The sequence below is a fragment of the Actinoplanes lutulentus genome, from assembly GCF_003259845.1.
Classification (GTDB): domain Bacteria; phylum Actinomycetota; class Actinomycetes; order Mycobacteriales; family Micromonosporaceae; genus Actinoplanes; species Actinoplanes lutulentus.
Genome location: NZ_QLMJ01000005.1, coordinates 266,189 through 290,821 on the forward strand (window position 1 = coordinate 266,189; position 24,633 = coordinate 290,821).

The following is a 24,633-nucleotide window of genomic DNA, read 5'->3' on the forward strand; positions in this document are numbered from 1 at the left end:
GTTCGGGCTCCTAACCGGCGACGGCGAACTGGTTGGCGGGCCGGGGCAGCCCGAGGGTGTCCCGCAGGGTCGGCCCGGCAGGCGGGCGTGTTTTCAGCAGATCGGTGACCAGCGGAATGTCGGCCACGCGGATCCGGACACCGTCCACCACCCCATCCAGGTGGCGCAGCAGCGACGCGTCGGCGGACGGCAGATCGGCGAAGACCAGCGCGGCGCCGTCGGCCCTGGCCAGCGCGGTGCGTTCGGTCAGCTCGCCGAGGCCGGCGGCGGTGTCGGCGGTGTCGACCAGCGCGATGTCCAGTCGCGACGTGACACCGAGGGTGTCCGCGCCGATCACCACGACCTGGCCCTGCGGTGGCCGGGGTGTGATCAGCGGCCCGCTCACGGTGAAGCGCGCACCGGTGAAGTTCACGTGGTGCACCCGGTCCGGGTCGAGGAACCGGCTGGTGGCCCGGTCCCGGATCACCGCGTCGTCCTCCCACGAGTCCCAGAGCTGCCGGGCCACGTCGATCACGTCGGCGATCTCCCGCCGCAGATCAGATCCGGTCAGCACGGGTTCGCCGACGGTCGCGGCCGCGGCGGCGGAGCTCTCCGCGCCGACCACCCAGGCGGCCCGGCCGAGCGAGGCGTGATCGAGTGAGGCCAGCTGCGTGGCCAGATGAAACGGCTCGGTCACGCTGGCGTGCAGGGTGGGCGCGAGGCCGATCCGGGTGGTGCGCCGGGACAGGTACGCGGCCCGGACACCAGCCTCGATCCGCACGCTGCCGTCAGCGGGTGGCAGCGGCGAGTCCGCGATCGTGACCAGCGCGAATCCGGCGGCCTCGGCCGCTGTCACGTGTGCGGTCAGGGCGGCGACGTCGGCGCCGTCACCGTCGACCTCCAGGGCGAGGTGCAAGGACATGGCGACTCCCCGTTCTCGTTATCCCGCAAATCCTATGGCCGAACTAGGGTTAACGGCGAGGTCGCGTTTTTCACGAGAGTGGCGGGAATAAAGACGCTCAGCTGATCCAGATGACGAACCCGGTCACCTGGTGCAGAACGGCAGCCGCGCCGGCCCGGATGGCCCGCGCGCTGCGCTCGGCGGTGAACGACGCCGGGTCGTACGCGGAGGCCGCACCCAGTCCCTCGCCGCGGAACGACGCGCCGGTCCAGTCCACCGCCGTGACGTTGCCGGTCGGCTCGGCCAGCTCGGCGCCGACGACCAGGAACTGCTGGTCCAGGTGGTTCGGCGTGACCAGCGCGAGCGGGTCGACCAGGCCGTCGCCGGCGCTGACCACGAGATCCGGCTTCAGATCCATCGCCTCGACGATGCCGTCGACCGGGTTGGCGGCGTCCGCCGTGACGGTCCGCAACGACACCTCCTCCGCGTCGGCCCACTCCGTCACGGCGGTGACGAGAGCCGAGGTCGGGGCGTCAGAACCGGTGGTGAGCAGCACCACGCGGTAACCCTCGGGCGGATGCACGCCGTCCCACGAGCCGGGGCTGGGCGTGATCGTCGACTCGGGGGCGGGCAGCGAGGCGGTGTCGACGAAGCCGGCGCCGAGCGCGCCGATCGGGACCGGAACCGGCCGTGGATCGGACCAGTCGTCGGTGGACGAGCAGCCGGTGAGCAGGAGAGCGGCCACGAGAGACGCGGCTAAGGGGCGGAACACGGGTCCTTTCCTACACGGGTGTGATCCACATCCGGAACGCCACGGCCAGGATGTCTCCAGCGGTTCGCCCAACATCTTGATCTTGTTAACCCGAGGGGTGCAGCGTGTCCCGCCGTGCGACACCTTCTCCTCCGTACCCTCGCCCTGGCCTTTGGTTGTGCTTTCGCCTCCGCGGCCATGGCAGGTCCCGCGCTCGCCCACGGGTTCTCCTCCACCGTCTACGCCGACGTCACGCCCGGGGAGTCCGGCCACGTCCGGACCGCGCTCGAACTCGAATACGACCTCCTCGTCGTCTCCGCCGCCGATTACCGCGACGACGACCAGCTCTTCCAGGACGGCACCGCGGCCTTCGACGCCGGCGACGCCGCCGCTCAGGCCGCCGCGCTCAACGCGCACTCGGCCGCGGCTCTCGGATATGTCACCGACCGTTTCTCGGTCACCGCGGGCGGAGACGCTTGCGCGCCGTCGGCCTCCGGGCCGTTTACCTTGGGTACGCGCGAAGGAGTGCCGTACACGACGCTGGTGCTCGACTGGACGTGTGCGCAGCGCACCGGTGAGCACGAGATCCGCAGTGGACTCTTCCCGGACGCCGAGACATACGTCCGCGACACCAAGACGATCGTCACGTACGAGATCGACGGCCGGGACGGCAGCGCCGCGCTCGACGCCGGGAACCCGGTCTTCTCCACCGCGCAGAGCTGGCAGCAGCGGTTCGGCGAGTTCTTCGTGCTCGGCGCCGAGCACCTGCTCTTCGGCATCGACCACATTCTGTTCCTGCTGGCGCTGATCGCCGGCTCGCGACGACTGCGGGAGATCGTCCTCGCGGCGACCGCGTTCACTGTCGCGCACTCGGTGACGTTCGTACTCGCCGCTCTCGGGCTGGTCTCGGTGCCGGCCCGGGTGGTCGAGCCGATCATCGCGTTGTCGATCGCCGTGGTGGCCGGGTGGCATCTCGTCCAGGTGCGTCGAGGGGGTTCCGTGAGCCCGGGCGCCGGGTGGGGCCGGCTCGCCGTGGTGTTCCTCTTCGGGCTGGTGCACGGGCTCGGGTTCGCCGGGGCGCTCGGCATCGACGAGGCCTGGTCGTGGACGTTGCTGTGGTCGCTGCTGGTCTTCAACGTGGGCATCGAAAGTGTGCAGATCGGCCTGATCCTGCTGGTCTTCCCGGCGCTGACGCTGCTGCGCCGGCGCGCGCCGCGGGCCGGCAACTGGGTGACCGGGCTGCTCTGCGCGGGCGTCGCTGTGATGGGGCTCATTTGGTTCGTCGAGCGGATCTTCGCGTCCTGAGCACCGTTGATCTTGATCTTGTTCACCTGCGGTTCAGGACACGGGACGACCTTGATCCCCGCTTCTCTTCTTTCCCAATGGGAAGCGTTTTCTCTCATCAGCGGTATCGCTTGATCCAAAGGAACGGACACCGGTGAGAACCCATCTGTCCCGCCGCCGTCGTGTCGCCGCAAGCGCCACGGCCGCGGTCCTCGGCGTAGCGGTCGCCCTCGGCAGCGGAGTGGCCACCCCGGCCCTCGCCGCCGACACCGCCACCCTGAGCAGCGTCATCCTCGGCGTCGGCGCCAACGAGACCCAGCGCATCGTGAGCTGGTACTCGTCGGCTGACAACGCCCAAGCCATCCAGCTGGCGCCCACCGCCGACCTGGTGAACGGCGAGTTCCCGGCGACCGCGGCGACGTTCGCCGCCGTCGGTGCCGCGAACATCGCCACGAGCGGCGGCTACAACCGGCACGCCACGATCACCGGGCTCAAGGAGAACACCGCGTACTCGTACCGGGTGGGCTCCGAGGGCAACTGGTCGTCGGCGTACGCCTTCAAGACGCAGGACTTCGAAGGCGACTACGACTTCCTGTTCTACGGTGACCCGCAGATCGGCGCGTCCGGCAACGTCGCCAAGGACCAGGCCGGCTGGACTGACACCCTCGACGTGTCGCTGGCCGCCAACCCGAACGCCGAACTGCTCGTCTCCGGCGGTGACCAGGTCGAGACGGCAAACACCGAGTCGCAGTGGAACGCCTTCCTGGCCTCCGACAAGCTGCGCCAGTACCCGTGGGTGGCCACCATCGGCAACCACGACGTCGGCGGTAAGGCGTACGAGCAGCACCTGTTCACCCCGAACACGGACCGCTCGGCCGCGTACTACTCCAACGGCCAGCCGGCGTCGAACACGTCCGGTGGCGACTACTGGTACATCTACAAGGACACGCTGTTCATCGACCTGAACAGCAACAGCTACGCCACCTCACAGGGCGGCGGCGGCGACGCGGCGCACGTCGCGTACGTCACCGACGTGGTCAAGCAGCACGGCGGCGACGCCAAGTGGACGGTGCTGGTCTACCACCACTCGATCTACTCGGCCGCCTCGCACGCCAAGGACTCGGACGCCAAGGTTCGCCGGACCGACTTCCCGAAGACGTTCTCCGACCTCGGTGTCGACCTGGTGCTGCAGGGCCACGACCACGTCTACGCCCGCAGCTACCTGATCAAGAACGGCGAGAAGGCGAACGCGGCCGAGCAGCCCGCTGCCGAGGACGTCTTCGCCGGTCCCGGCGGCGTGCTGTACGTGACCGCGAACTCGGCCTCGGGCTCGAAGTACTACGACATCACGAAGCCGGACGCCAGCGGCACCAACGGGCCCGACCCGCTGAAGCCGAGCGACTACTGGTACAGCTCGGTCCAGAACCAGGAGCACGTCCGCTCCTACGTGAAGGTCGGCGTCCGCAGCGACAAGCTCGTCGTGGAGAACATCCGCAGCGGCTCCTGCGCCGCGCCGAACGCGTCGGTCGAGCTCGGTTCGTCCTGCACGAACACCACCGAGGCCCAGCCGGTCGGTTCGGTCGTCGACAAGGTGACGGTTCACCCGTACCACGGCGACAGCCAGGACATCCAGGTCAACGTCCCGAACGCGAAGCCGGGCGAGTTCGGCTGGACGATCGACGGATACAACGGCCTGGTCGACCTCGGCACCGCGGTCGAGCAGCCGGGTGACTACTTCACCGCGGCCGGCAAGATCAACCCGATCAAGGTGTCGGACTCGCGGCGCTCCCTCTCGCCGTGGTCGCTCTCGGCCAGCGTGGGCGACTTCAAGGACGCCGACAAGACGTTCTCCGGCTCGTACCTGGGCTGGGCGCCGTTCGTCGCCGACGCCGGTGCGGGTGCCTCGGCCGGCGCTGCCGTCGAGTCCGGGTTCGGCACCGACGGCAAGGGCCTGTCGGTCTCCCGTGGCCTCGGTTCCGCCGCGCAGGGCCACGCCCGTGGCTCCGCCCGTCTCGGCGCCGACCTGGATCTGAAGATCCCGGCCGACGTCGCCAAGGGCAATTACCGTACGACCCTCACGATCACTGCTCTGAGCAGCTGATTCGGTTGGCGGGGCGGTCGTCTCCGGGCGGCCGCCCCACCGCTGTCCACTAAGGATTTTGATGCGCATCGCTTTGGTTCTGGCGGCCGTTGTCGCGGCCCTGTCGCTGGGCACGCCCGCTCTCGCCGCCGACGGTGACGTGACCTGGACGGTACGGACCGCGTCGAACAGTTACGGCGCCGACCGGTCCAGTTACACCTACGCGGTCAACGCCGGCGCCAAGGCCTCGGACGCCCTGGTGGTGGCGAACCACGGCACCGCGCCGATCACGCTCGCCGTCTACAGCGCCGATGGGTACACCACCGGCGAAGGCCAGCTCGACCTGCTCACCGCCGACAAGAAGTCGGTGGCGATCGGCGCGTGGGTGCACGCCTCCGCCGCGAAGGTGACGGTCCCGGCCGGCGCTTCGGCCGAGGTCCCGTTCACCGTGGACGTTCCGGCGAACGCGACACCCGGCGATTACGTGGGCGGCATCCTGACGTCGCTGACCCAGGCCTCCCAGGAGACCATCAACGTCGAGCGCCGCCTCGGCATCAAGATCAAGCTGCGGGTGGGCGGTGATCTCGTACCCGGTCTGGCAGTTGAAGATCTCAAGGTGCAGTTTGACGGCTCGCCCGAGGGCTCTGTGGCCGGCGCCTTCGGCAAGGGCGACGCCACGGTGAGCTACACGATCCGCAACACCGGCAACGCGGTCGAGTCGGCCCGCCAGCACGTGTCGATCGCCGGCCCGTTCGGCTGGCTGCGCACCGACGCCGGCACGATCGACTCCCCGCCGGAGCTGCTGCCCGGCGAATCCTGGACGGTGACCGTACCCGTCCACGACGTCTCCCCGGCAGTCCTGCTCTCCGCCACCGCAACCCTGACCCCACTGCTCACCGACGCGTCCGGCTCGACGACATCCCTGGACCCGGTGACCGCGACAGCCCGGGTGTGGGCATTCCCGTGGCCGCTGACCGTGCTGCTGGCCGTGGTGATCGCACTCGTGACCGCCGGCGTGATCCTGACCCGTCGCCGTCGTGCCACGCGCAGGAAGCGCGAGGACGAGCGAGTACGCGAGGCGGTAGCCGAGGCGCTACGCGAAAAGGCAACCACCTGACAAGAAGCCAACCACCCGCGCGAGGAGGCGGGCGCTTGCGCGAGAGGGCGGGCGCTTGCGCGAGCGGGTAGGCGCCTGCGTGAGAAGGCGGGCGCTTGCGCGAGAAGGCGGGCGCTTGCGCGAGAAGGCGGGCGCTTGCGCGAGAGGGCGGGCGTCTGAAGAGTCGACGGCCGATCGGGCCGACCGGTATGTCCCGCCATCAAGCGATCGTGTTGTCCGCAGGCCGAGTCGCAATTCCCGGCCGAAGTGGCGACCCGGTGTCTAGTTTGTCCGGATGCGCCGAGTGATTGGCGGCGATCTTGTGCGGTTCGGCCGTCCGATCGACCACAAACTCACGACTTCCGGGAGCCCGCCGCCGCGGCGTGTCGATTTCGGGTGGTATGCGAACTCCCGGTGACTCACTGCCACCACAAAGGTGGAGTGCGCTGGCTTTGTGGAGACCTGTGGGGGCCAGAGCACCCACAGGTCTCCAAGATCGAGCAGAGTTCAAGGCGCGCCCGGCCAAATCCCTCACCCTCAGTGAGGACCGTCCGGAGACGTTGTGCGCCCCGGCATCAAAGGCGGCCCGCCGCTGGGCCCAAACGTGGTGCGCCCCGGCCCCAAACGCGGCCGCCTGCGGGGCCCAAACGCTGTGCGCTGCGGCTCCTACGCGGCGCGCCGCCGGCGAACTGCCGACGGCGCGCTTACTGCATTGGTCCACGTATTGACGCGATCCACATGTTGCCCAGAACGTGTTGACTTGACTTGCATCAAGTCGAGTCGGGACGAAGCGGAGTCGAGCTCAGTCAAGTCGAGTCGAGGCAGGGCGAATCGAGACGGGTAGACGCGGCTCTTTTGTCTACTTGAGGTAGGTCGTGTCTGCTCCGACCTTGCCCGGGGCCGGGTTGCCGGACTGCGACAGCACGTACACCCGCAGGTTGCCCTTCTGGTTGAGGCTGATCGTGAGCGAACCACCCGTCACCGTCTTCGTGTCGCCGGTGACCGCGTCGACATACGTACCGTTCGGGATGCCGCTGAACGTCGCGCCGCCCGACACCGAGATGAGCGCGAAGCTGTCCACGCTGCCGGATGTGTACCGCCGCTTGTACGCCATCCCGCCGCTGACGCCCTCGGTCGAGTACTGGCCCATCTGCAACGCCGGCACCGCACGCCGGATCTGGTTGAGCCGCTGCAGGTGCTTGACCAGCGGCTGCGACAGCGTCGTGGCGACCGCTCCACTGGACGAGCCGACAACACCGTAATCAGAAGCGGTCACCGAGCCGGCCAGATGGCTGCCGTAGTACGCCCGGCCGGTCGTCTCCAGCGGGCACGACGGACCGCAGTCGATCTTTTGGCCGGCCTTGAACTCGATCTCCGAGCCGTAGTACAGCGTCGGGATGCCGCGGAACGTCCACATCAGCGTCATGTTCTCGGCCCACGCGTCGGTGCCACCGGCATATCGGGTCGACGACTTGTTCGGCCCGTAGTCGTGCGAGTCGACGTAGACCGTGTTGTACGTGGCGTCGTTCACCGAGTCGTCGGAGTCCTTGCCGTTGTAGAACGCGTTCGACGCATCACCGAAGTTCATGTGCATCCGCATGTCGATGATGTTCATGCCGGAGAACTGGCTGTAGTCCGGCGCGTGGTAGTTGTTCCCCGACAGGAATGCGTTTGTGCTGGTGGGCTGATTTCCCGTACCCAGGTTGTTCTCGTAGTTGAATTGTTCGAGCGCGGCAGCGACGTCGTCGGAGGAGTACTCTTTGCGTTCCTTCCAGGTGAAGAACTGCGCCGAGTGGTTCACCGAGCCGCGGTTCCACTTGTCGTTCACGAACGCGGCGACCTCGCCGAAGATGTAGAAGTCCTTGGCCTTCGTGGCGCCGTACTTCGACGTGAGGTGCGCTTGCAGAGCCGGAAGGAACTTGCGGTTCCAGGTGACGCGCGGGATGTGCACCGCCGTGTCGATGCGGAAACCGTCCACGCCCATGTCGATGTACTTCTTGTACGCGCCGATCAGGTAGTTCTGCACTGTCGCGTTCTCGGTGTTCAGGTCGGCCAGGTCCTCGTGCAGCCAGCAGGACCGCGCGTCCTCACCCTCCCAGTTGCCGATCCAGCACTGGTGGAACAGATCGGCGGGGAACATCTTGGCGGTCGGTGACGGCCACTGGCAGTTGTAGAGCGCGTACCCCTCACTGCTTTTCGCCCCGGTGGCGAGGCCGTAGTTGGGGCAGGTGTTGCCGGCCGGTGCGGTGCTGCTCCACAGATCGCCGTTGTACGTGTTGCCGGTGGCGTTCTCCTCAAGCGGGTTGTACTCCTTGCCGGCCACCTTCTCGCTGTAGTACCAGCTCCACTGGCTGTCCCGGACGCCGTAAACGGTCGGCGTGAACAGGCCTTTCGCACCCCAGCGGGAGGTGTGGTTGAAAACCACGTCCTGGTAGATCTTCAATCCCTTGGCGTGCGCCGTGTCGATCAGATCCTGGTACGACGCACCGTCCGACTCCAGTCTCGGGTCCACCTCGTAGAAGTCCCACCCGTGGTAACCGTGGTAGTCGTAGTCCGACCGGTTCAGCACCACCGGCGTGATCCAGACGGCGGAGAATCCGAGCGCCTTGATGTAGTCCAGCTTGTCGACGAGGCCCTTGAAGTCGCCGCGGAACATCGGGTCGTTGTTCGCCGCGTTCCCGGACTTGGTGTTCTGGCTGCCACCCCGGTTGTTGGCGCTGTCCCCGTCGTAGAACCGCGCGGTCAGTACGAAGTAGATGCTGTCCTTGCGCGGGTCACCACCGAGCATCGAGCCGGTGGTCGCCGGCGTGGAGGTCGACGGCGTGGGCGAAACGGTGGGCGACACCGACGGCGAAACAGAGGCCGACGGCGAGACAGAAGCCGACGGGGACACCGAAGCCGACGGCGAAACGGAAGCGGAGACCGACGGCGACGGCGAGACGGCGGCACACGGTGAGCTCGTGTTCCCCGTTACGACACCACCGTTCACCGTGGTCACCCCGGCACCGAGCCGGTAGTTCTGCCCGGAGTTGTTGTCCCACGTACCCGATCCGTTGTTGAACGTCGCCTGCAGCGCGCTCGCGCTGCCCAGGCTGACCGTCTTCAGAGCCCAGCCCGCACAGGCCGTCTCGTTCATGACCACGCCGGGGGAGATGGTCCAGGAACCCGCGGCGGGCGCCCAGTGCAGATACGTCGCGGTCCACGCGGTCTTGTAGTAGATCGACGCGGTGTTGGCCGTCCCGCACGGAACCGCCGACCCCACCGTGCCGCCGGCGATCGTCACCACGCCGGTGCCGGCGCTGTAGTTGCGCCCGGAGTTGTTGTCCCAGGTCCCGGCCGCGTTGTTGAACGTCAGCTGGGCGCCGGTCGCATCACCGAGATTGATCTCCTTGCGGAACCACCCGGCACAGCTGTCGGCACTCATCGCCACACCGGGCGTGGTGGTCCACGACCCGCCGGTGGGTGCGTAGTGCACGTTCACCGCGGTCCACGTGGTCGCCGGCTGGTAGTAGACGGTCAGCGAGTTCGCCGCAAGCGCTGCCAGCGGCGGAAAGAGCACAAGAAGCATGGGTACGGCCGCAAGGGCGGCCAGCAATCGTCGTCGCAGCGGAGATCGGGGGGTTTTAGGCACGGCGGAGCCTCCAACGTCGGGGATGGCGTTGTTTCAGCAAGGGGACGGGCGTAATCCTGCGTTCACATTGGAACGCAAGCTAGCAACTTCTTGCACACGTTGGAAGAGCTTGCTCGCCGATTGGAAAAAGATGCAGCCCTATGAACGACAAAGGCGGCCGTCCATGGGGCGGCCGCCGTGGTGCTGTGGAGATGTCTACCGGGAAGCGGCCATCGTCTCGACGCCGCCGACGATCAGGTCGATGCAGAACGCGTAGTACCGATCCATGTCCGGCTCGGTTTCGTACGACGCCGCGTACTCGACCAGCTTCGGATAGCGGTCGGACGGCAGCAGTGACATCTGCATCCGCTTCTGGCGGCGCCACTCCTCGGTCTGGTCGGCCGGGACCCCCGGCGGGCAGCCCGGCTGGCCGGACACCAGGCCGATCGCCGCGTGCAGCAGGTGGGTGGCGACCCAATATCCCTCTTCGAGTGTGAAACCGGCGTCGCTGAGCAGGGCGAGGGTGTCGTCGGTGGCGCGCGCGAAGCTGCCCGTCTGGGTCTTGTCGACCGCGAACAGCAGGCTCGGCAATGACGGGTGCTCGCGCATCACGCCGACCACGGTCTCGAACAGCGTCCGCAGCCGTTTCTGCCACGGGTCGCCGGCCTGCGGGTCGGCGCGAACCTCGGACAGCGCGTGGTCGATGACGCCGAGCAGCAGTTCGTCCTTGTTCTTGAAATGCCAGTACAGCGCCATCGGGGTGACGCCGAGCTCCTTGGCGAGCCGGCGGATCGTGACCGCCTCCTGGCCCTCGGAGTCAGCGAGCCGCAGGGCCCGCTCGGCCACTGCCGCCTTGGTAAGTCGATCACCCGTCACTTGACAACCATACAACGTACAGGTCTCATGTACGAGGTACATGTACGTTGTATATGTACGCCGTACAGGGGGAGAGGTCGATGCAGAAGAAGTGGTGGGCGCTCGTAGCGGTAGCGCTCGGTACGTTCATGACGTACCTGGACAACAACGTCGTCAACGTGGCATTACCCAGCATTCAACGCGATCTCGGACTGAGCATCGCGGGCCTGGAATGGATCACCAGCTCGTACATCCTGGTCTTCGCCGGGCTGCTCCTGGCCGGCGGTCGCATCGCGGACGTGCTCGGCACCCGGCTCGCGTTCCTGTCCGGACTGGTGGTCTTCACCCTCGCGTCGGTCGCGGCCGGCCTCGCCGACAGCCAGGGCCTGCTGATCGGGGCCCGCGCCGTGCAGGGCATCGGCGCCGCGCTGCTCGCGCCCGCCTCACTCGCGCTGCTCCAGGAGCTGTTCCCGGATCCGAAGGAGCGCGGCACCGCGATCGGCGTCTGGGGCGGCGTCGGCGCGCTCGCCCTCGCGGTCGGTCCGTTCACCGGCGGCGTGCTCAGCGAGCACGTCTCGTGGGGCTGGATCTTCCTGATCAACCTGCCGATCGGCCTCGCGACGCTCGCGATCACCCTCTTCAGCGTCCCGGCCTCGCACGACGCGGCGAAGCGGGCGACCGGCCGCGCGTCCGGGGTCACTCGCGCCTTGCGGCGCCTCGACCCCGCCGGCTTGATCACATCGTCTCTCTCACTCTTCGCCCTGACGTACGCGTTGATCGAGGGCGACGCGGAGGGCTGGACCTCCGGATTGATCCTCGGTTCGTTCGGCGTGGCCGCCCTTGCCGCCGTGGCGTTCCTGGTCGTGCAGAGCCGCAACGCCGACTCGATGGTCGAGCTCTCGTTCTTCCGCTCGCGGATGTTCACCGGCGGGCTGCTCGCGATGGGCCTGTGGGCGTTCGGCGTGTTCGGCATCTACTTCTACATGGCGATCTACCTGCAGAACGTCCTCGGGTTCTCGCCCACCGGCGCCGGTGCGGCCTTCGTCCCGATGGCGATCATCACGGCGATCGGCGCGGTCCTGGCACCTCGCTTCGAAGCCCGCTTCGGCGTGGCCCGGGTGACCGCTTTCGGTCTCGCCGTGATGGCCGCCGCGATCGCCGGCATCGCCCAGTACGGCGAGGGCACCTCGTACGCCGACCTGCTGCCCTGGTTCGCGCTCTACGGCGTCGGCGGCGGCCTGCTGATCCCGCTCAGCACCGTGGTGGTCGACGCGCTCCCGCCCGGCCGGGCCGGCATCGCCTCCGGGATGCTCAACGTCTCCCGCGAGGTCTTCGGCCTGCTGGGCGTGACGGTCCTCGGCGCGATCCTGAGCAACCGGGCCAACGCGGCCGAGGGCGCCGAACTCCACCGCTTCCTGGAGGGCTACCAGTTCTCCCTGATCATCGCAGCCGCCCTGGTAGCAGCCGGCGTCCCACTGAGCCTCTGGATGCTGCGCCGCGGCAAGGCCACCGAGAAAGAGCAGCCGGAGAAGGTGCTCGAAACGGTGTGAGGGGTCAGGCCGCGGCCGGCTGGACGGCCGGTCGCGGCTCGGCCGCGGTGCGGGAGATGCGGAGCCAGACGGTGAAGCCCCAGATCACGAACAGGGCGTAGACGCCGTAGAGGATCGCGGAGGGGTAGTAGCCGAAGTGGATCAGCTCGGGGACGCCGACCAGGTCCACCGCGATCCAGCAGAGCCAGAACTCGACCCAGCCCCGGGCCATCGCGTACGTCGCGAGCATCGAGCCCACGAAGATCCAGGAGTCGGCGAGGTAGTACCACCAGGGGACCGGGAAACCGGCGCCGATCGAGCGGAAGATCAGGAAGCAGCACCCTACTGCGAGCAGCGCCAGCGGGATGAGGATCATCCGCTGCCGGTGGCCGGCCCAGCGGGGCACGACCGCGGTGCCGTGGTCGCGGCGGCGGTTGCGCTGCCAGGCCCACCAGCCGTACACGCTGGTGGCGAGGAAGAAGACCTGGCGGGCGGCCTGGCCGTACAGCGGGGTGCCCTGGTCATTGCCGAGCGCCTGGCCGAGGAAGACGGTGAGGAGCAGCAGGTTGCCGACGATGCCGACCGGCCACGCCCAGTAGTTGCGGCGCAGGCCGAACAGTGCGGAGCCCAGGCCGAACGCGTTGCCGACGATCTCACGCCAATAGATCGCCTGGTCGGCGGTCACCTGCCACTTGGCGTGGTAAAAGGTGGTCAACAGGTGATCGATCCAGGTCACACCGCATCCTAATGTGGTCCGGTGAGCGAAACACCCACCCGAACGCGGCTCTATGCGCACGGTCACGTCATCGCAGAGGACTTCCCGGTCGCCGAGACCGCGGCCCGGCTGCGCGAGAACACCGAAGCGGTCGCCTGGATCGACCTGCTCGACCCGGACCAGGCCGAGCTCCAGCCGCTCGCCGACGACTTCGATCTGCACCCACTCGCGGTCGAGGACGCGCTGCACGAGCACGAGCGGCCGAAACTGGACCGCTACGACGGCCACCTGTTCATGAACATCTATGCGGTCCGGTACCACCACGAGGGCAGCTCGGTCGAGGCCAACAAGATCGAGATCAGCGCGTTCGTCACCGACCGGGCGCTGATCACCGTGCACAAGCAGGCCGGCGATCTCGACCGGCTGGTCGCGCGCTGGGACGCCGACACCGGGCTGGCGGCCGCCGGAGGTCTCAACTTCCTGGTGTACGGCCTGCTCGACACGGTCGTGGACAGCCAGCAGTCGGCCGCTCGCGCGCTCGACGAGGCGATGGACGCCGCCGAGGACTCGCTGCTGGAGGAGGGCGGCGCCCCGCGCGCGGTCCGGATGTACGGCTTCGCGATCCGCAAAGCCCTCTCCTACCTGCGCCGGGCCGTGGGCCCGATGGCGGACGTCGTCCGCGAGACCGTGCAGGCCGACATCGGGCTGGGCGCCGAGCAGCTGCGGCCGTACTACCGCGACGTCGAGGACCACGCCCAGCAGGCCGCCGAGCTGACCGAGCACTCGATCACCCGGATCAACGAGCTGCTCGACGCCGACCTGGCCGAGCAGAGCAACGTACTCAATGAAGTGACCCGCAAGCTGGCCGCCTGGGCCGCGATCATCGCGGTGCCGACCGCGCTCACCGGTTACTTCGGGCAGAACCTCCCGTACCCGGGATACGACGACACGAGCGGCTTCGTGGTGAGCAGCGTCCTGATCGTCGGTTCCGCCTCCGGCCTCTGGGTTTTCCTGAGAAAACGCGGGTGGCTCTAGAAATGTGAGGTGTGTAACGTCCCCGGCGAAGCGGGGGTGTGTCGATGTTCATGCTCGTCATCGGCGCGGTTCGAGCGAGAACCGCGCAGGCGTTGACGATTTTCCTTCTGGCCGCGCTCGCCACGGCGGTCGCGGTGGCCGGCCCTTGGTACGCCTTCGCCGCCGCCGGCGATGCTGCCGAGGCGGACCTGGGTGCGGCCAGTGCGGTCGACCGTGTCGTGTCGGTGCGCACCGGCGCCGACACCCAGGGGCTGGCGGAGGAGGCGTTCACCCGTTTCACGAGCGACGTGCGGAGCAAGTTGCCGCCCGAGTTCGGCGACCCGATCGTCGGGATCACGGTTCCGCTGAGCGTGCGCGAGGGCTCGTCCACCGCGGCCATGGCGGTGGCGCACCGGGACGGGTTCTGCGCGAACGTACGCCTGGAAGGCTCCTGTCCCCAGGCCAAGGGTGAGGTGGCGCTCACCCACGAGGCCGCGCAGCGGCTCGGGGTGAAAACCGGTGACCAGCTGTCACTGACCAGCTCGATCACGAACCGGCCGCTCGTCGTACGGGTGGTCGCGCTCTACGCCCTGACCGGCGCGTCCGGGACCTACTGGGCGGGCGAGGTGTTCCGGACCCGGACCCAGATCGACCCGATGTTCACGGTGCTGGCGACGTTCGAGGAACGACCACTCTGGAACACCACGCTGGTCTACGACGTGGAGCTGCCGACCGCGCTGCTCCGCGGCGACGGTGGTTACGACCTGGCGGCCGTGCTCGCCGCCACCGACACCCAGCTCACGGCGGCCCGGTTCCGGCTGCAGAGCAACGCGAAACCGCTGCTCCAAACGGTGGCGAAGGATCGCGCCGCCATCCTGAGCGGGGTCCGCGCGGCCGGCGTACAGACGCTGATCCTCACCTGGTTCGCGGTCGGCCTGGCCGGTTGGTACACGTTGCGCGACCGCCGGGCCGACACGGCGCTGCTCAAGCTGCGCGGCGTCAGCCGGTTCCGGACGCTGCGGCTGGCCTGGGGGCAGCACGTCGTGCCGCTGCTGCTCGGCGCGGTGATCGGCGTGCCGGCCGGCTATTTCCTGGCCCGGCTGCTGGCCGGTGCGGTACGCGTGACGCCCGACCGGGCCACCGCGCTGACCCAGAGCGCCGTGGCGGTGGCCGCGGTCCTGATCGGCAGCCTCGTGGTGCTCGCCGCGGTCGAGGCCGCGATGCTCGGCCGGCCGGTCGCGGCGCTGTTGCAGCGGTCGCTTCCGGGCCGGGGCGACTGGCGGTCCGCGCTCACCGACCTGCTGCTGCTCGCGATCGCCGCGGCCGCGATCTACCAGGCCCGCAGCGACGCCACGAACAGCGGGCTCGCCGGGGTCGCACCGGCGCTGGTGGCGCTCGCGCTCGGGCTGTTGCTGGCCCGGCTGCTGCGCCGGATCGCCGGGCAGGCCGGTTCGATCGCGCTGCGCGCGGGACGCCTGCGCCTCGGCATGGCCGGTCTCCAGTTCTCCCGGGCGCCCGGCGCCGACCGGGTGTTCACCCTGGTCGTGGTCGCGGTGGCGCTGTTCGTGACGGCGGCCGGCGGCTGGCAGGCGGACCGGGTCGCCCGCGACGAGCGCAGCGCCGCCGAGCTGGGCGCGACCCGGGTCCTCACCGTGGAGTCGACGAACCGGACCACGCTGCTGCACGCGGTCCGCACCGCCGACCCGGGCGGCCGGGAGGCGATGGCCGTGGTGCGTAACCGCAACGACGACAACGTGGAGATCCTCGAGGTGGACACCGCCCGGCTCGCCGCGGTGACCCTGTGGCGCCCGGAGTACGGCGTACCCACCGTCCTGAAGCCGCTGGAGGACGCACCGGTGGTGATGGCCGGCCGGTTGACCGCCGAGGTGCGCCGGGACAGCGTCCCGCCGGTGCAGCTCGCCCTGGTGCTCCAGCACGACGGCACCGGGGCCCGGGTGACCGTCCGCTTCGGCACCCTGAAAGCCGGGGAGCAGAGCGTCAGCGCGCCGGCCGAGGGTTGTGCCGCGGCGCCCGGCTGCCGGATCGTGCGCTGGGAGGTCACCCTGCCGCCGGACCGCATCGGCCGGTTGAAGCCGGCGCCGAAAGGCTCGTCCGTCACCGTGCGGAGCCTGACCGGGCTGGACACCGCCGTCCTCGGTGACGTGGCCCGGTGGCGGCCCGGCACCGACGGGGCCAACATGAACATCGCGATCGACGGCGGGCTGCGGATGGCCGCCGACGAGAACTCCACCGAGCTGAAACTGGTCGGCACGGCCGTCTACGCCGCTGACACCCCGATGCCGCTGCCGGTGGTGCTGGCCGGGCCGGCCCCGGATCCGTGGCGTTACAACGACCAGCTGCTCAAGTCGTACGGTCCGTCCGCGCCGGTGCGGATCGCCGGGGTGGTGTCCGGCCTGCCCGCGCTGGGCCAGTCGGGTCTGCTCGCCGATCTGGACTCGATGCGCCGGCTCGCCGCCGACACCGACCCGGGTGGTGAGTTCCAGGTGTGGCTCGCCGCCGCTGCCCGGCCCGGCCTGATCGCGGACCTCACCGCGGCTGGGGTCACCGTCACCGGCGACCAGTCGGTGACCGACCGCGCCGAGTGGCTCGGCGCACAGGGACCGGCCGCCGTGGCGCGGTTCGCCCTGATCAACGCGCTGGCCGTGCTGCTGCTCGCGGCCGCCACGATCGCGGTGGCGGCCACCGTGGACAACCGGTCGCTGGGCGCCCAGCTGCGCGGGCTGCGGGCGCAGGGCCTGTCGGCGCGCATCGCCGTCTCGACCAGTTACGCCGGGACGGCCGCCCTGCTCGCCGCGGGTCTCGCCACCGGCGTGGTGGCCGCGCTCCTGGCCGTCCCGCTGGCCGGCGGCGTGGTGCCGCCGTTCGCCGACGGCTGGCAGGTGCTGCCACCACCCGATCCGCTGATCCCGGTGGCGCTCGCCGTCGCGGGGGCTGCCGCTCTGGCGGTGCTCGGCCTGGCCGGATTCCTGGCGGTGTCCCCGCTGGCCCGTGAGCTGCGTAAGAAGAACATCCGATGATCAACGTGGTTCTCGCGATGATCTGGTCCCGGCGCGGCCAGGCCGTCACCCTCGCCCTGCTGGCGATGCTCGCTGTCGTCTCGTCGGTCGCCGCCCCGGCGTACCTGCTCGCTGTGGAACGTGCGGTGGCGAAGGGACAGATCGAGACGGCCGACCTCGACGAGCTGCGGTTCCAGCTGCGGGCCGCGAGCGACGCCACGGCCGCCGACCAGACCGGCGCGACCGTCGACATCAGCTCGGCCGGCGCGGCGCTCGACGCGATGACCGGCTTCTCCTTCATCTACTCCGAGGAGATGCCGGCGGTCGGGCTCGAGCCGAACGACATGTTCCCGTCCCGGGTCGTGTTCCGCCAGGACGTCTGCGAGCATCTGGTGCTGGTCGCCGGGCGCTGCGTGTCTGGCGAGGGTGACGTGCTGATCGGCGCGGCGAGCGCGAAACGGCTGATGCTGAAACCCGGCGACGCGTTCGAGCTGCGGGCGGCACAGATCAAGGGTGATACCCGGCCGCCGACCTGGGTCGCGGGCGCCGAGCCGAAGACGTACATGATCGCCGGCACCTACCGGGTGCCGAACCCGTCGGAGTTCTACTGGGGAACGCACGGCTACTTCATCAGCGGGCCGTTCATCGGGCCCGGCGAGCCGGTCTTCACTACGAAGACCACGCTCAACGCGGTCCAGCGGACCCTCTCGATCGCGGCGATCGACGGCTTCGCGGACCCGGGCACGCTCGACATCGACCGGCTCGACACGGTCCGGGCCGACCTCGCGGCGCTGGAGTCCGTCACCGAAGCGGTCTCCGGGATCAATCTGGACACCGGTATCCCACGGCTGTTCGAGCGGATCGAGAGCGGACGGGCGGAGGCGCGGTTACTCGTACCCGTGCTGGCTCTTCCTCTTGTGCTGCTCGCCTGTTTCAGCATCTATCTGACAGTGGGTCATGGCGCCGAGGGGCGCCGGGACGAGATCGCCGTGGTGGCGCTCCGCGGCTCCCGATGGTGGACCCGCTGGTGGCTGGCGACCGGGGAGAGCCTCGCCGCGGTGCTGGCCGGCGCTCTGGCCGGCTGCGTCGCGGGCCAGCTGCTGGTGAACGCGGTGTCGGCGGCGATCTTCCCGGGCGCCGGCGCCGATCCCACGCTCTCCTCACTGCGGTACGCGCCGGCCGCCACCCTGGTCGCGCTGGCCGCGGCGCTGCTGGCCCAGCGCGGACCACTGCTGAGCCCGGTGTCCGCGCTGCTGCAGCGGACCACCCGCAACCGGCGTCCGATCCCGGTGATCGAGGCGGTGGTCCTGGTGCTGGCGGTGCTCGCCGGGGTGCAGCTCTACCTCTCCGACGGCTCGCTGGACGGGCTCGGCACGTTCGCGCCGGCCCTGGTCATGCTGGCGCTCGCCCTGCTCGCCGCCCGGGCCGTGCTTCCGCTGGTCAGCCGTTACGCGGGCCGGGCGCTGCATCGCGGCCGGCTGGGTGCCGGGCTGGCCGGTCTGCAGCTGTCCCGCCGCCCCGGCGCGGGCCGGCTCTTCGCGCTGCTGGCGGCGGCCGCGGCGGTGGCCGGGTTCGCGACCTGCGCGGTCGACACGGCCTCGCAGGGCCGGGAGGTCGAGGCGCGGCTCGGCACCGGCGCCGACCGGGTGCTGCGCATCGAGACCGGCCCCGAGCCGACGCTGTCCCGGCGCCGCCTGCTCGACGCGGTCCGCACTGTCGACCCGGAAGGCCGGTTCGCGATGGCGGTGGCCGAGCTGCCCAGCGGCGGCAGCGCCGGGGTGCCCGGGCTCGCTGTGGACTCGTCGCGTCTCGCCGCGGTGGCCTCCTGGCCGGCCGGTGGGCCGGCCATCGCCGAGGTGGCGGCGAAACTACGCCCGGAGGCGGCGGAACGACCGTCGTTCAAGGACGACGAGATCGTCGTCGACGTGACGCTCAGTGAGATCGCGCGGGACCGGCGGCTGCTGCTCGGGATCGCTGTCTCCTCGCAGGCCGGCCTCGGCGAGACGATCGTGGAGATCGGGGTGTTGAAAGCCGGCCGTAACACCTACCGGCAGCCGCTCTCGCTCTGCGCGAAGGGATGCTGGATCAACGGCATCGGCATCTCCGGCCTGGGCAAGGCGACCGAGACCACCGGCAAGGTCGTCATCAATGACGTGAGCGGAATTCCGCTGTCCAACGGTTGGTGGGCCTCACAAAAAGCCCAGATAACCACGGAGAGCAGCATCGTCATCAACGCCAGCGTCCGTGCCGCCCCGGCCGGGACCGCCTGGGTCCGGCCCAAGGCGACCCCGACCCCTGTGCCCCTTGCGTACGCCGGAGCGGGGCCGCCGGGTGGTGTGATCACCAGCCTGGGCGGCGACCCGATCCCGATCACCGGGGTCGCGTCGTTGCCGGCCGTGCCACGGGCCGGGCGTAATGCCGTACTCATGGATCTGGAACTTGCCGACCGCCTGGCGGTGGATGGTCACGGAGCGCAATCACCGCAGGTTTGGCTCGGTCCGGAGGCGCCCGCCGACATCGTCGAGCGGATCTCCGAGCAGGGCCTGACGGTGCTGGGTGACACCGACGCGGCGCAGGTGCGGGAACGGCTTGATCGGCAGGGGCCGGCGCTCGCGCTGACGTTCCACATCCTGGCCGGGGTGCTCGCGATCCTGCTCGGGGCGGGTGCGCTGGTGCTGACCGTCGCGGTGGACCGGGACCGGCGGGCCGGCGACCTGTCGGCGCTGCGGGCACAGGGTCTGCCGGCGCGGGTGGTCCGGCGGGCGACACTCTGGACCTATCCGGTGCTGGTCGGGTTCGCCGTGGTGACCGGTCTGCTGGTCGGCGTGGCGACCTGGTGGCTGACCGGCTGGGCGTTGCCGCTGGCCGGTCTGACGCCGCCGGACCTGCCGATGCCGGGCCTGCCGCGTCTGCCGGTGCTGCTCGCGGTGGCCGGCCTGGTGCTCGCGGTGTTCGTGGTGGTGGCTCTCGCCGGTGGGCGTGATCTGTGGAGACGGACCGAGAAGGGGTTGTCGTGACGACGTTGACGGTGGAGGCGGCCGAGCTCGCCCATGGCGCGGGCGCACCGGTGCTGAGCGGGGTGACCGTGACCGCGAGGCCCGGTGAGTTGCTGGCGGTCACCGGTACCTCCGGCGCGGGCAAGACCACCCTGCTCAGCGCGATGGCCGGGCTGCTCACGCCGCGATCCGGGACGGTGACCGTCGACGGGACGGCGCTCGGCGACCGGGACCAGGCGGTGGCCCGGGGCGTGGTGCTGATCCCGCAGGAGAACGGGCTGGCCGCGATCCTGACGGCGGCGGAGAACATCGCGGTCGCGGTGATCGCCACCGGCGGCACCCCGGCCGACGCCCGGCGGCGCACCGCCGAGTCCCTGGACGCGCTCGGCCTCTCCGGGCAGGCCAATCAGCTCATCGACGAGCTCTCCGGCGGTCAGCAGCAGCGTACGGCGATCGCCCGCGGCCTGGCACTGCGTGGCGACGTGCTGCTCGCCGACGAGGTGACCAGCGAGCTGGACGCGGCGAACCGGCAGAAGGTGATCGACCTGCTGCGCGCCGAGGCGGATCGGGGTGTGGCAGTGGTTCTGGCCACCCACGACCCGGAGACGGCGGCTGCCTGCGACCGTGAGGTGCACCTCGCCGACGGCGTCCTCAGCTTCCGGGAATGAGTGTCACTTCGCCGTCGATGTTCTGCACCGTGAAGAGCGTCCCCGGCGGGTAGGAGCCGAGAACCTCGGGCGGCAGCTGCACGGTCCCGTCGCCGGCCACCACCGCGAAATCCTGCCCGTCGCGGCCCTCGGCACCGACCCGGCCGTCCCGGATCGTCACGGCCCGCCCGAGCCGGGCGCCCACCTCGTTGTCGTGGGTGACCACCACGATCGTGGTGTGCCGTTCCTGATTCACCGTTTCGAGTGCGTCCAGCACCTCGTCGCGGCCCGCGGTGTCGAGCCGGCTGGTCGGCTCGTCGACCAGGAGCAGCCCCGGACCGGCGGCGACACCGACCGCGAGCGCGGCGCGCTGGCGGCCGCCGGGGGTGAGGTCGGCGAGCCGGCGCCGGCCCTGACCGGGCAGGCCGACCAGATCGAGGATGCGGTCCGGGTCGTCGAGCTGGATGCCCCGGGTGTGCGCGGCGCGGCGCTGGGCCAGCCAGATGTTGCGGTGCAGGGACGCGTACGGCAACAGGTTGCGTGCCGCGCCCTGCAGGACGACGCCGATCTCGGTGCCCCGCAGCCGGGAGATCTCGCCGTCGGAGAGTTTGCCCATGTCGTACGTGCCCACGTTGATCCGGCCGGCGGACGGGCGCATCAGCCCGGACAGCAGCGCGATCAGCGTCGACTTGCCGGAGCCGGACGGCCCGACCAGGGCGAGTGTCTCGCCCGGAGCGATGGAGAGATCGACACCCGCCAGCGCCACCACGTCGCCGGCTTCGGCGCGATAGATGTGCACCACCCGGCGGCAGGCCACGGCCAGTCCGTTCATGACGCCCAAACTAATCAACATGCGCAACTATGAATAGGGTGTCACCGTGCGCGACATCGCCGTTTTCACCGGATCAGCTCATCCTGAACTCGCCGCCGAGATCTGCGAGCACCTCGGTGTTCCGCTCAATCCGACTCGGATCTCCCGGTTCGCCAACGACTGCATCGAGGTGCAGCTGCAGGGCAACTGCCGGGAACGGGACGTCTTTCTGATCCAGCCGCTCTCCCCGCCGACCCAGGAGCACCTCGCTGAGCTGCTCTTCATGCTCGACGCCGCCCGTGGGGCGTCAGCCGGACGGATCACCGTGGTCCTGCCGCATTACGCGTACGCACGCAGCGACAAGAAGGACGCGCCCCGCATCTCCATAGGGGGCCGTCTCGTCGCCGACCTGCTCACCACCGCCGGTGCCGACCGGGTGCTCGCGATGACCCTGCACTCGCCGCAGGTGCACGGCTTCTTCAACATCCCGGTCGACCACCTGCACGCGCTGCGCGAGCTGGCCAACCACTTCCGCCGGTACAACCTGGAGAACGCCGTCGTGGTCTCACCGGACCTCGGCAACGCCAAGGAGGCGGCCGCGTTCGCCCGGATGCTCGGCATCGAGGTGGCGGCCGGCGCGAAGCAGCGGTTCGCCGACGACAAGGTCGTGATCAGCTCGGTGATCGGTGAGGTCGCCGACCGGGACGTGATCGTCCTGGACGACGAGATCGCGAAGGGCAGCACGGTCTTCGAGCTGCTGGCCCGGCTCCGCGAGCGCAACGTCCGCAGCGTCCGGGTGGCCTGTACGCACGGGCTCTTCACCGGTGACGCGGTGCAGCGGCTCTCCGCGGAGAAGGAGATCGAGGAGATCGTCTGCACCAACACGGTGCCGATCCCGGTGGCCAACCACACCGACAAACTGACGATCCTGTCGGTCGCGCCGGCTCTCGCGGAGGCGATGCGCCGCATCCACAACGGTGAATCGGTGAGCGCGCTTTTCGGGTAGAAATCCCGCGAACCGCCCTCACAAAGCTGATCCAACGCGAATCATGACCCACATGGGTGTCATGGCTTACCCCCTCCGGTACGCGCTCGCCGATCTCGCCCTCGCTCTCAGCCGAGCGGGGGCGAATCCGGCCGAGGTCAGTTCCACGGCCGCCCGCGCCGCCGCCGACATGATCGGTGACGGCGCGGGCGTTCAACTGCTCCGCGACGACGGCCGGTACGAGAACATCGCGTACCACCACGTCGAAGACGATCGCTCCGCCACCCTGGGCCGTGCCCTGGACCGGGTCGGCGAGTCTCCCGACGACGAATACTCCACCGCCCTGGCCGCGAGCCGCCGGCCGATCGTGCTGGCCGGCGAGCCGGCGGCGGCGCTGGCCACCGGCGAACACCAGATCACGGCGGCCGTGCTCTGCCCGGTGATCGTCGACAACACGTACTCGGGCTTCCTGCTCCTGACCCGGCACACGCCGGACGCGTTCTATTCGACGCCCGAGGTGGAGCTGGCCCGCGACATCGCGGGCGAGGTCTCCCTGGCGGCCTCCTCGGCGCGCGCGCAGGAGCGGCTGAAGGCGGCCGAGGAGCGGTACCACCGGGTCCTGGAGACGATCCCCGAGGGTGTGCTCCAGCTCGACCCGGACGGCGTCGCCACGTACGCGAACGAGCCGATCGGTGTGGTCCTGGGCATGCCCCGCGCCGAGTTGCTCGGGGTGTCGCTGCGCGGCTTCCTGGACAACGTCGGGCAGAAGGAGCTGGACCGCCGGATCGCCGAGTGCAAGACCGGCCGGTCGACGGTGGGTGCCACCCGCCTGATGCGCGCCGACGGGTCGCGCCGCAGCGTGCGGATCAGCATGATGCCGATCCGCGACGACCACGGCGAGTTCGCCGGGGTGCTCTGCATGATCACCGACACGACCGATCACATCGACGCCCGTGGTCTCAAGCGGCAGCTCGACCACCTGCGCCGGCTGGACAGCCTGGGCCAGCTGATCGGCGGCCTGTCGCACGACTTCAACAACCTGATGACAGTGGTGGCCGGCTCCGCCGACATGATCCTGACCAGCACTGACGAGGACTCCTCGCAGCACGCGCTGGCGAAGGACATCCTCGACGCGGTGTCCACCGGGCGCACTCTGACCCACCAGCTGCTCGCGTTCGGGCGCAGCGAGGGCAACCGCCCCGAGGTGATCCCGATCCCGGACCTGCTCACCGACGTGCAGTCGCTGTTCAGCCGGACGCTCGGCGAGCGGATCGGCCTGGACCTGACGTTCGGCCCGGACGTGTGGCCGGTGAAAGCCGAGCGCGGCCCGCTGGAGCAGGCGCTGGTCAACCTCGCGGCGAACGCCCGGGACGCGATGCTGCACGGCGGCATGGTCCGGGTGACCGCCACCAACGAGGTGATCGAACCCGGTCAGTTCGCCGCCGAGGGCGCACCGAACGGCAAGCTGGTGCACCTGGTGGTCACCGACACCGGCGTCGGGATGGACGAGGAGGTCCGCCGGCGGGCACTGGAGCCGTTCTTCACGACCCGGCCGACCGCAGCCGGGCTCGGCCTGGCCACCACGGCCGGCATCGTGACGAACCTGGGCGGCCACATCGAGCTGGAGTCGAAGCCGAGGATGGGCACCACGGTGCACATCTATCTGCCGGCCGCCGAGGAGCGCAAGGTTCCGGAGGGTGAGGGCCGGACCAAGCAGGCGGTGATCGGCCGGGTCCTGATCGTGGAGGACCAGCCGGACGTGGCCCAGCTGGTGCAGCGGCTCATCGCACCGGCCGGTTACGAGATCGCGGTCGCCACCGACGCGCTGATGGCGGTCACCCAGGTGGCCTCCGGCGCCCGGCCCGACCTGCTGATCACCGACGTGGTGATGCCGACGATGACCGGCCCGGAGCTGGCCAGCGCGCTGCGCACGCACCAGCCGGACCTGCCGGTGCTGTACATGTCCGGGTACTCGGCGGCGTCGCTCGGCCCGCAGCTGCACCTGGACGACAACAGCATGTTGCTGGAGAAGCCGTTCACCCGATCAACGCTGCTGGGTGCCATCCGGTCACTGTGCGGCCCGCAGCCCGTACGCCAGAACGAGGAGCCGCCGACGAAGTGACGGCGGGGCGGTCACTCTGCCCTAAGGGTGCGAACTTCCGTCTGTGGGCTTGCCAGCTTATCCGGACAAACAGCATCATTCCGGGGCATTGCCGCCGTCGGAAGGACCGGAGTGGACAACAACCCCGGAGCGAACGACCCCGGAGAGGATCCCACGGACCACGGCCCTGGCACGCAACTCGCCGGGCGGTGTGTCGGTAATTCGTACCTTTTGGTCAGGCCGATCGGTCAGGGTGCCACCG

At 69.8% G+C, this 24,633-nt stretch carries 16 protein-coding genes; 10 read left to right on the forward strand and 6 right to left on the reverse strand.

Annotation, left to right across the window (positions count from 1 at the left end):
• Window positions 1–10 precede the first annotated feature (10 nt).
• Both B0I29_RS14030 and B0I29_RS14035 read right to left on the reverse strand, forming a co-directional pair.
• A complete protein-coding gene (locus B0I29_RS14030) occupies window positions 11–901 on the reverse strand; it encodes an LLM class flavin-dependent oxidoreductase (protein WP_111649379.1) in 891 nt (296 codons plus the stop codon).
• Window positions 902–998: 97 nt separating this feature from the next.
• A complete protein-coding gene (locus tag B0I29_RS14035; protein WP_111649380.1) occupies window positions 999–1,652 on the reverse strand; it encodes a type 1 periplasmic-binding domain-containing protein in 654 nt (217 codons plus the stop codon).
• 114 nt (window positions 1,653–1,766) lie between these two features.
• Between B0I29_RS14035 and B0I29_RS14040 the strand changes: the two genes are divergently transcribed.
• From B0I29_RS14040 to B0I29_RS14050, 3 genes are all read left to right on the forward strand, one after another.
• Window positions 1,767–2,936, forward strand: coding sequence for a HupE/UreJ family protein (locus B0I29_RS14040; RefSeq protein WP_220091313.1), 1,170 nt, complete (start codon window positions 1,767–1,769; stop codon window positions 2,934–2,936).
• 133 nt (window positions 2,937–3,069) lie between these two features.
• Window positions 3,070–5,016 carry a purple acid phosphatase family protein gene (locus B0I29_RS14045; protein ID WP_111649381.1) on the forward strand — a complete coding sequence of 649 codons (1,947 nt, stop codon included), beginning with the start codon at window positions 3,070–3,072 and terminating at the stop codon, window positions 5,014–5,016.
• Window positions 5,017–5,077: 61 nt separating this feature from the next.
• Window positions 5,078–6,112 (forward strand): WxL protein peptidoglycan domain-containing protein, encoded by a 1,035-nt coding sequence (locus B0I29_RS14050; RefSeq protein WP_111649382.1) that lies wholly within the window; start codon window positions 5,078–5,080, stop codon window positions 6,110–6,112.
• Between the two features lie 838 nt (window positions 6,113–6,950).
• On the opposite strand, the gene B0I29_RS14055 is transcribed toward B0I29_RS14050, so the two are convergent.
• Together B0I29_RS14055 and B0I29_RS14060 are read right to left on the reverse strand one after the other, a co-directional pair.
• On the reverse strand, window positions 6,951–9,659 hold the full coding sequence (locus tag B0I29_RS14055; RefSeq protein WP_245972515.1) for a carbohydrate binding domain-containing protein: 2,709 nt from the start codon (window positions 9,657–9,659) through the stop codon (window positions 6,951–6,953).
• A 258-nt stretch (window positions 9,660–9,917) separates the two neighbouring features.
• Window positions 9,918–10,577: a TetR/AcrR family transcriptional regulator gene (locus B0I29_RS14060; protein WP_281270885.1), complete on the reverse strand. Its 660-nt coding sequence runs from the start codon at window positions 10,575–10,577 to the stop codon at window positions 9,918–9,920.
• An 80-nt stretch (window positions 10,578–10,657) separates the two neighbouring features.
• On the opposite strand from B0I29_RS14060, the gene B0I29_RS14065 reads away from it, so the two are divergent.
• Complete coding sequence (locus tag B0I29_RS14065; protein ID WP_111649384.1) at window positions 10,658–12,106, forward strand: MFS transporter; 1,449 nt, start codon at window positions 10,658–10,660, stop codon at window positions 12,104–12,106.
• Between the two features lie 4 nt (window positions 12,107–12,110).
• On the opposite strand, the gene B0I29_RS14070 is transcribed toward B0I29_RS14065, so the two are convergent.
• The gene (locus tag B0I29_RS14070) at window positions 12,111–12,821 is read right to left on the reverse strand and encodes a nicotinamide mononucleotide transporter family protein (protein WP_111649385.1); all 711 of its coding nucleotides are present in this window, start codon (window positions 12,819–12,821) and stop codon (window positions 12,111–12,113) included.
• A gap of 21 nt (window positions 12,822–12,842) precedes the next feature.
• On the opposite strand from B0I29_RS14070, the gene B0I29_RS14075 reads away from it, so the two are divergent.
• From B0I29_RS14075 to B0I29_RS14090, 4 genes are read left to right on the forward strand one after another with little or no spacing between them, the layout of a single operon-like run.
• Window positions 12,843–13,835 carry a magnesium transporter CorA family protein gene (locus B0I29_RS14075; protein ID WP_111649386.1) on the forward strand — a complete coding sequence of 331 codons (993 nt, stop codon included), beginning with the start codon at window positions 12,843–12,845 and terminating at the stop codon, window positions 13,833–13,835.
• A gap of 44 nt (window positions 13,836–13,879) precedes the next feature.
• Window positions 13,880–16,852, forward strand: coding sequence for an FtsX-like permease family protein (locus B0I29_RS14080; RefSeq protein WP_111649636.1), 2,973 nt, complete (start codon window positions 13,880–13,882; stop codon window positions 16,850–16,852).
• Entirely contained in the window at window positions 16,849–19,848 is a 3,000-nt protein-coding gene (locus B0I29_RS14085) for an FtsX-like permease family protein (RefSeq protein ID WP_111649387.1), read from the forward strand. Before B0I29_RS14080 ends, B0I29_RS14085 begins: the two co-directional genes overlap by 4 nt.
• Window positions 19,845–20,495, forward strand: coding sequence for an ABC transporter ATP-binding protein (locus tag B0I29_RS14090; RefSeq protein ID WP_111649388.1), 651 nt, complete (start codon window positions 19,845–19,847; stop codon window positions 20,493–20,495). The genes B0I29_RS14085 and B0I29_RS14090 overlap by 4 nt, the downstream gene beginning before the upstream one ends.
• On the opposite strand, the gene B0I29_RS14095 is transcribed toward B0I29_RS14090, so the two are convergent.
• Window positions 20,479–21,306: an ABC transporter ATP-binding protein gene (locus B0I29_RS14095; RefSeq protein ID WP_111649389.1), complete on the reverse strand. Its 828-nt coding sequence runs from the start codon at window positions 21,304–21,306 to the stop codon at window positions 20,479–20,481. The two genes, B0I29_RS14090 and B0I29_RS14095, sit on opposite strands and share 17 nt — an antisense overlap.
• Window positions 21,307–21,352: 46 nt before the next feature.
• Here B0I29_RS14095 and B0I29_RS14100 point away from each other — a divergent pair, with 46 nt between their 5' ends.
• Both B0I29_RS14100 and B0I29_RS14105 read left to right on the forward strand, forming a co-directional pair.
• Window positions 21,353–22,291, forward strand: coding sequence for a ribose-phosphate diphosphokinase (locus B0I29_RS14100; protein ID WP_111649390.1), 939 nt, complete (start codon window positions 21,353–21,355; stop codon window positions 22,289–22,291).
• Window positions 22,292–22,352: 61 nt separating this feature from the next.
• The gene (locus B0I29_RS14105) at window positions 22,353–24,392 is read left to right on the forward strand and encodes a hybrid sensor histidine kinase/response regulator (protein WP_245972516.1); all 2,040 of its coding nucleotides are present in this window, start codon (window positions 22,353–22,355) and stop codon (window positions 24,390–24,392) included.
• Window positions 24,393–24,633: the final 241 nt, after the last annotated feature.

What these genes read in the sequence shown, in the direction of transcription:
- B0I29_RS14030 (WP_111649379.1), bottom strand. Translation starts at nt 901, where the DNA reads ATGTCCTTGCACCTCGCCCTGGAGGTCGACGGTGACGGCGCCGACGTC.
- B0I29_RS14050 (WP_111649382.1), top strand. Translation starts at nt 5,078, where the DNA reads ATGCGCATCGCTTTGGTTCTGGCGGCCGTTGTCGCGGCCCTGTCGCTG.
- B0I29_RS14055 (WP_245972515.1), bottom strand. Translation starts at nt 9,659, where the DNA reads ATGCTTCTTGTGCTCTTTCCGCCGCTGGCAGCGCTTGCGGCGAACTCG.
- B0I29_RS14065 (WP_111649384.1), top strand. Translation starts at nt 10,658, where the DNA reads ATGCAGAAGAAGTGGTGGGCGCTCGTAGCGGTAGCGCTCGGTACGTTC.
- B0I29_RS14080 (WP_111649636.1), top strand. Translation starts at nt 13,880, where the DNA reads ATGTTCATGCTCGTCATCGGCGCGGTTCGAGCGAGAACCGCGCAGGCG.
- B0I29_RS14085 (WP_111649387.1), top strand. Translation starts at nt 16,849, where the DNA reads ATGATCAACGTGGTTCTCGCGATGATCTGGTCCCGGCGCGGCCAGGCC.
- B0I29_RS14095 (WP_111649389.1), bottom strand. Translation starts at nt 21,306, where the DNA reads ATGAACGGACTGGCCGTGGCCTGCCGCCGGGTGGTGCACATCTATCGC.
- B0I29_RS14105 (WP_245972516.1), top strand. Translation starts at nt 22,353, where the DNA reads ATGGCTTACCCCCTCCGGTACGCGCTCGCCGATCTCGCCCTCGCTCTC.